The organism is Paenibacillus sp. FSL R5-0744 (genome assembly GCF_037972555.1).
Classification (GTDB): Bacteria; Bacillota; Bacilli; order Paenibacillales; family Paenibacillaceae; genus Paenibacillus_AQ.
Window position 1 is genome coordinate 2,590,968 of the sequence record NZ_CP150228.1, and the last position, 15,068, is coordinate 2,606,035.

The window sequence follows — 15,068 nt, forward strand, 5'->3', positions numbered from 1 at the left end:
ACATACTAAGCATAGAAATTGCCATCGACGTCCACCTTACTATAACTTATATTATTACCATTATTAGTTAGTTTGTGGTCAACCTCTGGGTATAGATCAGTGACTTATTGAAGTCAGAGTCAAGGATACGGGAGGACAGGCAGCTAATAATAAAACGATTGTTAAGTCTCGTTGAAAACTATCAGGTCCATTTTAGGAGGCGAATGTCTATAACAATACTATTTTGAAAGCGTATTCTTATTGGCTGCATAGCTTCACAAAACTTTGGGAGGTGGTTCTCTAATGATAGCAGCTTCTAAAAAAATTACGGGTAAGTCGGCAGTAATGTATTTTTTGATTGTAATATTGTTTGTAGGTCAATTAGCGTTGTACCCCTCGGTGAGTTTAGCTGCGGGGAATTTAGCCCAAGGTAAAAGCATTACTTCAAGCTCATTTGGCGATGTTTATGTAGCAACTAATGCCAATGACAGCAATCAAGGAACGTATTGGGAGAGTGTAAGTAACGCATTCCCGCAATGGATTAAAGTGGACTTAGGCGACGTAAGCAGTGTCAATCAGGTTGTTCTAAAACTGCCGACGAACTGGGAAACAAGAACCCAAACGTTGTCGGTGGAGGGAAGCTCTGATGATTCTACTTACACTAATTTAGCAGCCTCTGCCAATTACACCTTTAATCCAGCAAGCGGATCTAATACTGTGACCATTAATTTTACAGCTGCGAGTGCTAGATATGTTAAATTGAACTTCACGGCAAATACAGGATGGCCAGCAGCACAGTTATCGGAATTTGAGATTTATGGCAGCACAACAACACTCCCAACAACAGGATATGAAGCGGAGAATGCTGCTTTATCCGGTGGAGCAAAAGTCAATACAGATCATACCGGTTATACCGGAACCGGATTTGTAGATGGCTATTTGACACAAGGAGCAACGACTGCCTTTAGTGTTAATGTTGCCTCTGCTGGAAACTATGATGCCGCATTAAAATATGCAAATGCTTCAGGCAGCACAAAAACGGTAAGTATTTATGTAAATGGGACGAAATTAAAGCAATCTTCTCTTTTAAATCTGGCCAACTGGAATACATGGTCCACAAAGGTTGAAACGCTAGCCTTGAATGCTGGTGCTAATACGATTACTTATAAATATGACGCTGGTGATACTGGAAACGTGAATCTGGACAACCTGATCCTTACTCCATCTTCAGCACCGACAGCAACACCATCACCAACGGCAACGCCAACGGCCACACCGACACCAACGCCAACACCGACAGTAACCCCAACACCAACGGCCACACCAACGCCAACACCAACCCCAACACCAACGGCCACACCAACGCCAACACCAACCCCAACACCGACAGTAACACCGACACCAACGGTAACCCCAACAGTAACCCCAACACCTGGGACGGGTTCAAATTTGGCTTTGAACAAAAGTATAACTGCGTCGTCCTCAGTCTTTACCTTTGTGCAGACGAATGCGAATGACGGTGATGTAACTACTTATTGGGAGGGGGCAGGGGGAAGTTATCCGAACACATTAACTGTTAATTTGGGCAGTAATGCTGATGTTACATCGGTTGTTCTCAAGCTGAATCCTGCATCGGCGTGGTCCACACGTACTCAGACCATTCAAGTGCTTGGGCATAATCAGAATACAACGGCTTTTACGAGTCTTGTACCTGCGACCGTGTATACCTTTAATCCGGCAACCGGTAATACAGTGACGATTCCGGTCACGGCTACGGCTAGTGAATTGCAGCTAAAGATCACTACCAACTCTGGTTCAAGTGCTGGTCAAATTGCTGAATTTCAGGTAATTGGTACACCATCTGCGAATCCAGATTTGACGGTGACTGCTCTTACATGGACTCCAACCTCTCCAATTGAGACGGATGCCATTACACTTAATGCAACAGTTAAGAATATAGGATCTCTAGCATCTGCTGCAACTAATGTGAATTTTTATTTGGGCACTACCCTTGTAGGTACTAGTCCAGTAGGTACTATAGCTGCTGGCGCATCAACGAGCGTATCTCTTAACTTGGGCGCAAAAGATGCAGCAACCTACTCATTAAGTGCAAAGGTCGATGAGAATAATACAGTGATTGAATCAAATGAGGGGAATAATAGTTTTACTAGTCCGGCTTCCCTTATTATTGCTCCAGTGTCCAGTTCTGATCTGGTTGCTTCCTCCGTCAGTTGGACACCTGGCAATCCAGCAGGCGGCAACACTGTAAGCTTCTCAGTTGCCATTAAGAATCAAGGTACAGCAGCTTCCGCGAGTGGTGCGCATAACATAACTCTGACGGTTTTAGATGCTACTACGAATGCGGTGGTTAAGACTCTAACAGGCTCCTATAACGGCGTGATCGCAAGTGGGGTGACCACAGCGCCTGTAGCTCTTGGTAATTGGACTGCAGGAAATGGCAAATATACTGTGAAGAGTGAAATTGCAGTAGATGCTAATGAGCTGCCTGTAAAACGGGCTAATAATATTCAGACGCAGTCACTGTTCATCGGTCGAGGTGCGAACATGCCTTACGACATGTATGAGGCTGAGGATGGAGTTATTGGCGGTGGGGCCGTGAAGCTTTCAGCCAACCGGACCATCGGCGATCCTGCAGGTGAGGCTTCAGGCAGAAGAGCAGTCACTCTGAACACCACAGGTAGCTATGTTGAATTCACGACAAAAGCCAGCACGAACACTCTGGTTACTCGTTTCTCGATTCCAGATTCAGCGAGTGGTGACGGCACAAATGCTACGCTTAACATCTATGTTAATGGTGTCTTTAGCAAAGCTATTAACTTAACCTCTAAATATGCATGGTTGTACGGTTCTGAGACAAGTCCTGGAAATTCGCCAAGCGCAGGTTTTCCACGGCATATTTATGATGAAGCTAACATTATGTTTGATAGTACCATTCCGGCAGGAAGTACGATCCGTTTACAAAAGGACACCGCTAACACTTCTCAATACGCCATCGACTTCATCAGTCTGGAGCAGGTTTCACCGATTGCTAATCCAGATCCGGCTAAATACACTGTTCCTGCAGGCTTTACGCATCAGGATGTTCAAAATGCGCTTGATAAAGTGCGGATGGACACCACAGGAAATCTCGTAGGTGTATATTTGCCACCAGGAAACTATCAGACCTCCAACAAGTTTCAGGTCTACGGCAAGGCAGTGAAGGTTATCGGTGCGGGTCCTTGGTATACAAGGTTCATTGCTCCAACTAACCAAGAGAATACCGATGTCGGATTCCGAGCCAGTGATACTGCGAATGGATCTACCTTTGCGAATTTCGCTTATTTCGGAAACTATACTTCTCGTATCGACGGTCCTGGTAAAGTATTTGATTTCTCCAATGTGGCGAACATTACGATCGACAACATCTGGACTGAACATCAGGTCTGTATGTACTGGGGAGCCAATACCGATAACATGGTGATTAAAAACTCCCGTATACGTAACACCTTCGCTGACGGCATCAATATGACTAATGGAAGCACGAATAACCTGGTGTCTAATATTGAAGCACGGGCAACAGGTGATGATAGCTTTGCATTGTTCTCGGCGATTGATTCTGGTGGTGCAGATATGAAGGATAACATCTATGAGAACCTCACTTCAATCTTGACTTGGCGTGCTGCTGGCGTAGCTGTCTATGGTGGATACGCAAATACCTTCCGTAATATTTATATTGCGGATACACTTTGCTACTCCGGGATTACAATCAGCTCTTTAGACTTTGGATATCCGATGAATGGCTTCGGAGCTTCACCGACTACGAATTTTGAGAATATTTCTATTGTTCGTGCAGGTGGGCATTTCTGGGGCGCGCAGACTTTCCCGGCGATCTGGGTATTCTCGGCCTCCAAGGTCTTCCAAGGTATCCGAGTCAATGATGTGGATATCATTGATCCGACCTATCATGGCATCATGTTCCAGACCAACTATGTAGGTTCCACTCCACAATTCCCTGTAACAGATACCATCTTTAATAATGTTACAATTACCGGTGCGCAGAAGAGCGGCGATGCTTTTGATAGTAAATCCGGAGTGGGTATCTGGGTGAATGAAGCTGCTGAGGCTGGTCAAGGTCCAGCCAGAGGCTCAGCAACCTTCAACAATCTGAAGATTACGAACACGGTAACAAATATTAAGAATAATACATCTACTTTTACCATTAACGTGAATCCGTAAATTGTAGATCAGTAGTCAGTTATAATGAAGCCGCCTACCCATAAATTTGGGAGGCGGTTTTTTAACTTAGGGAGCTTGCAAGCTCCAGAATCGACAGGAGGTACCACTCAAGTTACAATGAAGGGTATGTAAAGTAATGAAGGAGGCGCTATATATGACACCACTAGTTGTTAACAATATAACTGAGCTGATTGGGAATACACCGGTTGTGCGACTAAATCGGTTGACCACCCCCCAAGATGCAGAACTATATGTAAAGCTGGAACGCTTCAATCCCAGTGGCAGTGTAAAGGATAGAGCAGCTTATAATCTGATCCTGCAAGCAGAACTAGCCGGGCTGCTGAAGCCCGGAGGGACCATTATAGAGCCGACAAGCGGAAATACAGGCATTGGATTGGCTATGAATGCCGCTGCAAAAGGCTATAAAGCGATTCTTGTCATGCCTGACAATATGACGAAGGAACGAATCAACATTCTAAAGGCTTATGGCGCTGAAGTTGTTCTGACTCCTGCAGCGGAGCGGATGCCGGGAGCTATAACAAAAGCAATCGAGCTGGGGAAAGAAGTGGCAAACAGCTTTATTCCACAGCAATTTGAGAACAAAGCGAACCCTGACATTCACCGTACTACGACAGCTCTTGAAATTATGGAGCAAATGGAAGGGAAGCTGGACGTGTTCGTTGCTTCTTCGGGAACAGGTGGTACGATAACTGGTACTGGGGAAGTGTTGCGTGAGCAGCTTCCAGATATTCGTATTCTAGTTGTTGAGCCGCAGGGCTCACCAGTATTATCCGGTGGAAAGCCTGGACCGCATAAGCTGGTTGGAACCAGTCCGGGCTTTATACCCGCCATTCTGAATACAAAGGTCTACGATGAAATTGTTCAAGTTTCGGATGAAGATGCACTGAATACCGTGAGAATGCTGGCAGCACAGGAAGGAATTCTGCTTGGCCCATCAGGTGGAGCCGCAGTATGGACAGCATTGCAGGAAGCACGGCGCCTCGGGGCCGGCAAGCGAGTGCTATGTATTGCACCTGATGCGGGGGAACGATACCTGAGCATGGGAATATTCTAACTTCGTTTGGAGGAAAAAGAATGAATAAGCTTATGGTAAGTTTCTTTATTGCTCTTATGTTGGTGGGTTGTTCCAGCAACAACTCTATGACCAGTGATGGCGATCATGTTGAGTCTACACCGGAACAGAGTGCTGAAACTGTACTGCCTTTACCAACGCTTCCTCCAAGCGCTGAGCCATTACCAACTCCAAGCAAGCAGAAGACTGAAGCTTATCTAGATACTGAGAAGCTGAAGACGAATTTTGGCTTTGCGGATGCAGAGGGACGGAATATTCTAGTTACCGGGCATGAAAAAGGGCTGGATCAGGAGATGGCACAATTAAATGAGGCTATTGGTGATCAGGGGAATGTGTTAAAGGTTAAATTTAATAAATGGCAGGATGGAACAGAGAACAGCAATGGCCGGGAGATGGCACATAATTTTGTGAATCTGGCGGGTTATCTTTTTACGGTGGAAGAAGCAAGTGCGACCCCGGATGAAACCTACTATTTGACGGATCAAACAGACTTTAAGGTTGATGCGCTTTTGCCTATTGAATCCTTAGAGGGTCAAGAAGCTTTATCTACTGTGGAGGAAAGTATTCGACAGCGTATTGTAGATACGAAAAAACGTGAAATTCAGAAAATCTGGAAGCTGGCAGACCTATCTACAGATCGACAGCTGTATCTCGTTCAATTCGTAAGGCTGGATCAGGATATGTTATTTAGTCTCGTTTGGAAAGAAAAAGATGAATTTACCTTCATGGACTATCCAGCGGTGATTCAAGGAGATGAATATTCGGTCTGGCGGGTGGATGATGGCGGAGAGGTTATGCCTGAAATGTTCTCCATCCTTTTTGCTGCTGATACCTCAGAGGGCCCATTACTCGGCCTGAATTGGTGGGGCTCAGAGGGAGTGAATACGTTTTTTCTGAAAAAAGAGGGAGATTCGTTTAAAGAAATGGATATCCAATATGGACGTTATACTTCACCACTTTAGGTAGGATTTCGCAGTAAAAGTAGAAATGATTGGGTGCATCGTGAGATGTATCTTTTTTTTGCTACAATATAAGAAAGCCTGCTTATGATATTATAAATGTCAGCAATCACCTTTTAAAATACTTAAATTTGTAACATTAATGGGTCTATATAGCCCGATCGAGTCATGTCGCTTAGATGAGACGGTGATATTGTTAAGCATAAGATGTGCAGGAGGGGACGGCAACGTATAAACAAATAAAGTATATGATCCTGTTATTGCCAACGCTAATGGTGGGGATCTGGGAGATTGTGCGTCACCAGTTTCTAATGCCTTATATTTCTATGGATTTGGGGAACTATTTGACGCCAGTCCTGGTGTTTTTAGTCAGTCTTGTGTTGCTCGTCCCTTTGTTCTCTCTTATGGAACGGAATCAGCGGGAGCTGGAGCAGGAACGTGCGCTTAAAGATGCAATGAAGGCTCGGGAAGGACTTGCCAAAGAACTGCATGATGGAATGGCGCAATCTTTATTTCTCTTATCTGTCAAAATCGACCGGCTAGAAGCAAGCCGCAAGAATGGTGAGGTCAGTGAGGAAAATGTGGATCAGATCAAAAAGACGGTCCATGAGGTGAACCGTTATGTGCGGCAGGCCATTGCCAATCTGAAGATTCCGGTCTCAGAGCAGAGTTCTTTTTCATTGGAACAGTCGGTAAAAGATCAGCTAGCCCAGATGGCGAACGAGATTATGATCGAAGCCTCTCTCGATTGGAGCCTGCAAGATGATGCGCTCTCCCCTTCGGAAAAATCAGAATTGTTATCCTGTATTCGCGAAGCGATCATTAATGTTCGTAAGCATACACGAGCTGGACTGGTTTCAATTACTGGCGATGGCGATGAGAAGAATTGGATGGTAGTTGTAACAGATAATGGAGAAGGATTTCAGCATGACCCATTTGAAGTGAGTGGCAGCTACGGACTTCAGATCATGAAGGAACGTGTCGAGGGGATGGGCTGGAAGCTTAGGCTGACTTCTGGTGACACAGGCACCCAGGTTGAAATTACGAAAGGGGAAGTCAGTCCATGAGCCGATACCGGGTTTTAGTTGTAGATGACCATGCGCATGCACGTGAGGCGATGTGCGAGATTTTGTCCATGGATGATAGTTTTGAGGTCATTGGAGTAGTGGATAGTGGTGCTGAAGCGATCGCTTTCACAGCCCAGTGGATGCCTGATCTCATCCTAATCGATATTCAGATGCCGGAAATGGACGGGCTGGAGACGACTCGCCGGATCAAGCAGGAATATCCTTATGTCAAAATCGTTATCGTTACCGTATCGGACGAAATTTCCCACCTCCTCGAAGCGCTAAAGCAAGGAGCACAGGGGTATTTGCTAAAGAATCTGGCACCTTCCACCTGGATTCAATATTTGCAGGCCATTGTTAATGAAGAAGCACCGCTTAGTCGGGAGCTGGCTTTTCAAATTTTGAAGGAGTTCACCGTACCCTCTGTAACGGATGAAGGGGAGTCGTTGACGGCTAGAGAGAAAGAAATTTTAAGCTGTGTATCTTCTGGATCAAAAAACAAGGAGATTGCAGTGAGCTTGGGGATTTCGGAGCATACCGTAAAAAACCATTTGAAGAACATCCTCCAAAAGCTGCAACTCCAAAACCGGACGCAGCTGACTCGTTATGCCTTGGAGCAAGGGCTTGCTTCGCGTAAACGAGATTTTTCGAAAGATGTATAGCAGGAAGTTAAGGACGAAGATATATAATTATTGATGAGAAGAGGCTAACTATGAACAGATTATCTCGCAAAATAATGACGTTATTCGCACCAGCTGCAGCAACATTGTTATTGTTCGCAGCAGTGGCTAGCGCGCACGTAACCGTGGCACCAGCACAATCTAGCACGGGGGCATGGGAGACTTATACATTAAAGGTTCCTTCGGAAAAAGACGTGGCAACTGTACAAGTTGATCTACGAGTTCCAGCAGGTGCCGAGTTTAAACAATATGAGGCTACACCCGGATGGGATGTTACCATTGAGGGGAATAAGGTTAGCTGGATAGCTAATGGTGAGGGCATTCAGAAGGGGCAATTCCAACGCTTCTACTTTACGGCCAAGAACCCTGATGCCGCTGGCGACATTGCATGGGATGCTTATCAGCACTATGCCGATGGAAGCTTGGTGCAATGGTCCGGTGAGGCTGGAACAGAGAATCCGCATTCCATTACTACAATTGTACAAGCTTCCGGTGGGGATGAACATTCTCACGGTTCCAATGTGAAGAGCGATTCCATGAGCATGGAAGAGCATAATGCTATTATGAAAGATGAGGAAAAATCAAACAGTGTCAATCCAATGGTCTACATCGCAGTCGGGATATCTTTACTTGCCTTTTTAATAGCGGCTATAAGTATATTGCGCGGGCGGAAAGAGTAATAGGGGAGCATTATTTTCCTTGATCATCTGAGTTGGATACTTGATAAGAAAAAAGTTTGAATTTATAACTGTGAACAGTCTCGAGTGAAGTTTGAGGCTGTTCACAGTTTTTTTTGTGGAAATTTGGCAATATGATCTTTAGGACATGAAAGAAGCCCCAGCCGATAAACGACGGGAGCTTCTTTTATGTTTTTTTGTTGTGAATTACTTTTACTTGTCTACAGCCGTTTCCGCTTATAGAAGGTCACAAAGACTGCAGTCAGCAGTAAGAGAAGTATCGCGACCCCAGTAGTGATGGCTTCACTCGTGCTGCCTTTTTGCTGCATAGCGCCAGCACCGCCGCCAAAGTTACCACCCATGCCACCAGGCATACCGCCACCCATTCCGCCACCGCCAGGGCCATTTCCACCTTCAGGGATAGCTGGTCCACCCATGGCACCCGGTGCACCGCCAGGCCCTCCAGTGAATCCACCTTGAGCTGCTTGCCCATCGGTGTTGGTCTGCGCACTCTGAGCAACTTGCCCGTCGGTGTTGGTTTGACCACCTTGAGCAGCTTGCCCGTCGGTGTTGGTTTGACCACCTTGAGCAACTTGCCCGCCAGCTGTTGCTTGCGTGTTACTGCCGGGACCCGCGCCGGCATCAGGGATAGCCGGTCCGCCCATGGCACCGGGCTCACCGCCTGCACCGCCCTGAGGAGCCTGCCCATCCGTGGCAGCTTGCCCGCTTTCAGCGTTCGGTGCAGCACCACCCGCGCTCTGTTCCGCCCCCACGCCAGTCTGCTTGTTACCCGCGCCGTTCGTGCCTTGTCCAGCACCAGAAGCACCAGCACCAGTGCCATTCCTAGCGCCACCACCAAAGCCGCCGCCCATGCCACCACCCATACCGCTTCCCGATCCGTCACCGGAGGAAGGAATGGTTCCGTCGAGCTGTTGCTGGATATTTTTAGCCATGTTCGACATGAAGGTCTTAACAGACTTAATCCCTTCTTCATATTGCTCGAAGGTGTAGAAAGCAGAAGGATCTGCTTTGACATAGCTAGAAATCATCATGTCCAGCTGATCCATTCTAGTTTGGAACGTATCATCAGCTAGATAGCCATTAATCATTTCGCTGACGATTTCGTGATATTTCGCTTTGTATTCGTCGTTAGCAAGTAGCTTCGCAATCAGAGGACGTTCAGCCAACGCGCCTTGTGTAGGCTCGTCAATCAGTACGTCTGCGCTGCCCATGCCGCCAAAAGCCATATTATAATCCCACGGCAGGATCGAGAAGACGCCTTCGTCTTCATATAAGTAATAATTTTGTTTATTACCACCTAAATAACTGTCCATATTTGCCGTGACCGCATTTAGAGCGATATATTTCAGCGATTCCTCTACGTCGATGTATTTTTCATAATCGGTGCCGTTATTAAGCTCATTCAGCATATCGATCAGAATATCATCGTTAGATTTATCCGACTTCATTACTAATCCGGTATAGAGGGAAGGGTCCTCACCAAGCCAAGTTAAGTCACTGCCCTGACCAGTCATTTCCCCTTTATAAAGTGCACCATAAGAGTTTCCGAAGTTACGTTCCAGATAAGCATCGCCAATCTGTTCTACCGCGAGGTAGAAGCCCTTTAGCTCATCGTTGACGTATACATTGACGAAGGAATATTTCGGCGTCGGAAGTCCGACACTTTCAGCGAGCTCGTAGGTCAGAAATTCACGCATATAAGAAGCATCGCTGTAATTGTTATTCAGGTTGATCTTAGTGATGCCAAATAAGTTCTGGTTCACATATTCATCAAAAGAAATTTTAAAGCTGTACCGATCAGAGTCTGTCATCTGTACTACACTTCTGAGACTAAGATTTCCTTTGGTCCGCACGGCAACGTTATCGAATTTAACGCCGTTGTACTCAACCGATGCAGTTTTATATTCTTCCGCGCTGGCATTATCCAGCATATCCTGAAAATCATCCGGGTCCAAAGTGATTTTGACATCGACGACCTTATCTTTTGGAAAGACCTGCTCGTCTAGATTTTTCTCGTCGCTCGAGACTACCTTATCCTTAGAATCTGTTGCAGTTTCGTTTGTTGCCGATGGACTTGCGTTCTGGCACCCAGCTACAGCGATGACCAGCAGCAGGCAACAAAGACTCAGCAGGATAGATTTACCTCTTGCTTTCATCTGGAGCACCGCCTTTCATCTTATTATGTTTAGGATACATAGTCACCGCTGTAGCTGATCAGAAGTGCGTTTTTAACGCCCTTTAAGTCGGAAACAGTATTGACAAAGCCACCTACTTTATCATCCAGACGAAGCTCCAGTGTTAATTCGATATTGTTTGCAGATACTGTTTTTTGCTTCACGTTGTAGCGTTTCACGGATTTGGTGATATGGTTGTGGACTTCACGTTCACTCTCATCGCCATCACAGTTAATGACCAGCAAGTATGGTGTTTCGATAGAAGAATGCTTGATGAACAGAAACAGAATTAGACCAATGATGATTGAACCCACAATAGCCAAAGTGAAGAAGCCTGCGCCAGTTACAATCCCTGCGACTGCTGCCCAGAACAAGAAGATCAGATCTGTTGGATCTTTGATCGGCGTTCTGAAACGAACGATGGACAATGCGCCGACCATACCGAGGGACAGAACCAGGTTAGAGTTGATGGCAATAATGACAGTGGCTGTAATCATGGTCATGCCCATTAGCGAGACGTTGAAGCTTTTGGAGTATAACACTCCGCTAAATACACGTTTATAGAGCAGATAAATAAAGTATCCGATCAGAAAAGCCACACCTAAGGTGATGAGCATTTTCGAGATGCTTATATCGGAGACGAAGTTGTCTATCACCGAGTTTTTAATGATATCTGAAAAAGTATTTGTGGTTGTATCTGTTGTTGCGGTTGCTGCCATTGTTGCTAGTGATGCATTCATAATCAATAATCCTCCCAAGTGTTGGTTTTTAAGAATTTGCGGCAGATCACATATTTTGAAGCGGACTGTCTGTTCAGCCCCTCTAACTGCAGTGCGATTTTAATGTATTCCGGAATGTACTCATCGAATTTCACCTCAAAAATAATGAAGTTCTCATCAATCGCCCGAATCGGATGCAAATCCTTATCGAAAATATCCGTCGAATGCAGACCGGTACGTAATTCTTTATCAAACGTGATCCGCACGTTACCGTTGTGGCAAACATAGGGCTCGCGAACATAATCCACGATGACCTTCGCCCGAAGAAGGTTATGGCGCATCTGATTGTATAATTCCATGAACAGTGGACTGTCCGGGACATTCAGGACCTCATAGTTACCTGCCATGATCTCGTCGTACATTTGACGGGTCAGCGGCTCTTTAATTTTGGCGATATAATCGTCCATTTTGATTTTTTTCTCAAAGTGAATGATGTTGTCTTGAATGTTGTAGATACGAATACGATATTTGGCGCGTTCTCTGAGACCTCCGAGTTTGTCGGCAAGCGCCGAGTTGTTGATGTCGTCAAAATACAAACTGCGGATATGATATTCGCCACTTTCATTGGCATGCTGGTCTGTATCAATCAAACTCTGTAATCGTTGGCGTAATACAAGGTATTGATGATAGTTAATGAAGAATTTTAGCTCATGCCGGAATTGAAGCTTGTTACTCATTTTCCCACCTCGTTTCTATCTCTATCTCTGTCGTTGGCTAACCTTCTTGCACAACTAATTCTAGGAGACAGACCTTATGCTTAACTTAAAATAGACTGAATGTTAGCTGAATGTTTTACACTGCGTTAACAAAAGTATAGATCTATAGATTTGACTTCTGACTTTCTGGAAGGCTATCTTAGTTAGAAGACTAGAGAGAAAAATGAAGGAGGAGCCGTGATGAAAGACTATAAATTCGCCATCATTCTAGGGATAGTAGTGATTGTTCTGATCTTGGTGGCTGTTGGGATGGAGTGGTCCAAATCCGGGAGCTCCAAGAAATCATCAGCCCCGTATGATCTTGTTACCACCTTTAAGGGAGATGCGGGAACGAGTCGTGCGTTCACTTGGTATACTAGCGATTCCAATGCCGCAGGAGTTCTGGAGTTAGTAAAGGGACAGATGTCCTCTTTTGTAGAATCGGATGTACTAAGGATAGAAGCAAATAGTAGCACCATAAAAACGGACCATGGTACCAGAGGTGTTCACAAAGCGGAGGTTACAGGACTTGAACCTGGGACGTTATATTCTTACAGAGTGGGCAGCGGGCTTGAGGGAGGATGGAGTTCAATTGCGGAATTCACCACGGAAGAGGTTGGACTAGATAGTGTTACGTTTATCAACGTCGCGGATTCTCAAGGGGAGAGGGCGGATGATTTTAAACTGTGGGGGAAGACATTGAGCAAGGCCTTTCAGACATTTCCAGAGGCCAAGTTTATTGTGCATAATGGTGACTTAACGGAGGACCCGGAGGATTCGGCGGGCTGGGATCAATTTTTTGGTAACGTGCAAGGCTTGCTTTCGGGGACACCATTAATGCCTGTTACGGGAAATCATGATCAGGTTGATGACGATGCGACGGACTTTACTTCTCATTTCAACCTGCCAGATAACGGGGCAAAAGGTTCTATTGCGGGCACCTCGTATTCCTTCGATTACGGTCCTGTACATGTGTCTGTATTGAATACGGAGAGCAATTTGAAAAAGCAAGCTGAGTGGCTGAAGCAAGATTTGAAGAGCACGGATAAGGAATGGAAGATTGTTGCGATGCACCGTCCGGCATACGGGGGCAATTCATATAAGAAGGTTGAAGATTGGACGAATATTTTTGATGCATATGAGGTCGATCTGGTGCTGCAGGGTCATAATCATGAGTACTCCAGATCCTACCCTTTACGGGCTGGAAAAATCGTTCCTGAAGGTGAGAATCCGGTAGGTGCTAAAAAAGGTACGGTATATGTGGTGACCAATGCATCTGGTGGGAAGTTTAATGAGAAAAAAGAAGATCAGTTCTATCATGCGGTGCATTTTCAAAACTACAAGCAAATGTTCGCAGGGATTAGTGTTACCAAGGATAGTTTGACTTATCAGGCTTATGATGTGGATGGTAAGATGCTGGATGAATTTGTGCTTACGCATTAACCAGTAGTAGCTTTCTTCACCGTTAGGGTGGAGAGGGCTTTTTTGGGATGCTTCTGGGTTTTTGATTTGACACTCCTCTTAGGGGAGGCATTAAGCTACTTAAGGAAAGGAGGAATGAACAACATTGTACACGGTAAAAGAAGTATCGGAACTGTCCAAGGTTACAATCAAAACGCTTCATCATTATCACAAGATCGGTCTTCTCTTACCAAGCAGGATAAGTGATGCTGGATACCGGTTGTATGGAACGAAAGAGCTGGAACGTTTGCAAGAGATTCTATTTTACAGAGAATTAGAATTTTCTTTAGATCAAATCAAGGAAATGATGGATCATCATTCGGACAGGTACTCTATTCTTTCGCAGCAGGAGGAGCTACTCCTTGGCCGCAAAGCCAGACTGGATACGATTGTTCAGACATTACGTAAATCTATTGGTTATTTAAAGGATGGGGAGCGCATGGATAATAAGGAAATGTTCGAAGGATTTGAAAGCGAAAGAGAATGGAAAGAAGCGCTGATCGAGCAAAATCAATATTTGAAGGAATCGTATGGGATGGACTCTATTGAAGTTTTACCAGAAGATGTTCCGGATATGAATGAACAAGCACTTGAAGGCATGACATTTATGAATAAAATAGCAAGTTCATTAAGAGAAGGGTTAAAACATAACGATAAGGAAATAGAGAATTTGATTCGATGTCATCTTGAATTTATGAACAAACATGGCCATAACATATCTGTGAAAGACTTTGCAGCGCAGACTCAATTTTTCTTAAGTGATGACTTTCATCTTAAAATGCTTGAGAATCAGCAAACGGGGTTGGCTTATTATCTTTCTGCAGCAGCAGAGTCGTTTGCGGCAATAAATCAATAAAGTAAACCGAGAAACGGATGCCATCTCAAAAGGAGGCATCTGTTTTTTTGAAATATAATAATGTATATGCTTACGCTATATATTATCCTTCTTTTTCTCGCTTACCGCTTACCGTCCTTAAAGGGGGCGCCAGAGGCATTTATGCTTGTGAAATGTAATCTAAAGTGTGAAAATGGTACGATTTTTAGAGACAAACTTCATGAAAATACAACCATTTTCTCTCGATAATGAAAAACATTACCATTATAATGAAAGCGTTATCAGAAAAATTTAAATAGTCGAGTTTAAGGGGGGGAGGGAAAAAGCAGGGATACAGAGTAGGAGGAAAGCAAAAGCAAACCAATAAAATTGTAGGAGGCGTAAAACGTGATTCGTAATCGTATCCGAAAAA

General features: G+C 44.9%; 11 protein-coding genes. 8 read left to right on the forward strand and 3 right to left on the reverse strand.

Annotated features, from left to right (window positions below; all coding sequences use genetic code 11):
* Positions 1-282: 282 nt before the first annotated feature.
* From MKY19_RS11150 to MKY19_RS11175, 6 genes are all read left to right on the forward strand, one after another.
* Positions 283-4,215, forward strand: coding sequence for a discoidin domain-containing protein (locus MKY19_RS11150; RefSeq protein WP_339802762.1), 3,933 nt, complete (start codon positions 283-285; stop codon positions 4,213-4,215).
* Between the two features lie 154 nt (positions 4,216-4,369).
* Entirely contained in the window at positions 4,370-5,290 is a 921-nt protein-coding gene (cysK, locus tag MKY19_RS11155; RefSeq protein WP_339270495.1) for a cysteine synthase A, read from the forward strand.
* Positions 5,291-5,310: 20 nt separating this feature from the next.
* Positions 5,311-6,270: a hypothetical protein gene (locus MKY19_RS11160; RefSeq protein ID WP_339802766.1), complete on the forward strand. Its 960-nt coding sequence runs from the start codon at positions 5,311-5,313 to the stop codon at positions 6,268-6,270.
* Between the two features lie 245 nt (positions 6,271-6,515).
* Positions 6,516-7,334, forward strand: a complete 819-nt coding sequence (locus MKY19_RS11165; RefSeq protein ID WP_339802769.1) for a histidine kinase — start codon at positions 6,516-6,518, stop codon at positions 7,332-7,334.
* Positions 7,331-7,996, forward strand: coding sequence for a response regulator transcription factor (locus MKY19_RS11170; RefSeq protein ID WP_339802772.1), 666 nt, complete (start codon positions 7,331-7,333; stop codon positions 7,994-7,996). The genes MKY19_RS11165 and MKY19_RS11170 overlap by 4 nt, the downstream gene beginning before the upstream one ends.
* 50 nt (positions 7,997-8,046) lie before the next feature.
* Positions 8,047-8,694, forward strand: a complete 648-nt coding sequence (locus tag MKY19_RS11175; RefSeq protein ID WP_052404250.1) for a DUF1775 domain-containing protein — start codon at positions 8,047-8,049, stop codon at positions 8,692-8,694.
* Between the two features lie 218 nt (positions 8,695-8,912).
* Here the strand turns inward: MKY19_RS11175 and MKY19_RS11180 are convergent, their stop codons facing one another.
* Genes MKY19_RS11180 through MKY19_RS11190 form a run of 3 tightly spaced genes read right to left on the reverse strand, consistent with a single transcriptional unit; the run spans position 8,913 to position 12,342 of the window.
* Positions 8,913-10,868 carry a CotH kinase family protein gene (locus tag MKY19_RS11180; protein WP_339802775.1) on the reverse strand — a complete coding sequence of 652 codons (1,956 nt, stop codon included), beginning with the start codon at positions 10,866-10,868 and terminating at the stop codon, positions 8,913-8,915.
* Between the two features lie 29 nt (positions 10,869-10,897).
* The gene (locus tag MKY19_RS11185) at positions 10,898-11,605 is read right to left on the reverse strand and encodes a DUF4956 domain-containing protein (protein ID WP_149644558.1); all 708 of its coding nucleotides are present in this window, start codon (positions 11,603-11,605) and stop codon (positions 10,898-10,900) included.
* Between the two features lie 23 nt (positions 11,606-11,628).
* On the reverse strand, positions 11,629-12,342 hold the full coding sequence (locus MKY19_RS11190; protein ID WP_339802778.1) for a polyphosphate polymerase domain-containing protein: 714 nt from the start codon (positions 12,340-12,342) through the stop codon (positions 11,629-11,631).
* Between the two features lie 219 nt (positions 12,343-12,561).
* Here MKY19_RS11190 and MKY19_RS11195 point away from each other — a divergent pair, with 219 nt between their 5' ends.
* Positions 12,562-13,803: a metallophosphoesterase family protein gene (locus MKY19_RS11195; protein ID WP_339802781.1), complete on the forward strand. Its 1,242-nt coding sequence runs from the start codon at positions 12,562-12,564 to the stop codon at positions 13,801-13,803.
* A 124-nt stretch (positions 13,804-13,927) separates the two neighbouring features.
* A complete protein-coding gene (locus MKY19_RS11200) occupies positions 13,928-14,677 on the forward strand; it encodes a MerR family transcriptional regulator (protein ID WP_076298418.1) in 750 nt (249 codons plus the stop codon).
* Positions 14,678-15,068: the final 391 nt, after the last annotated feature.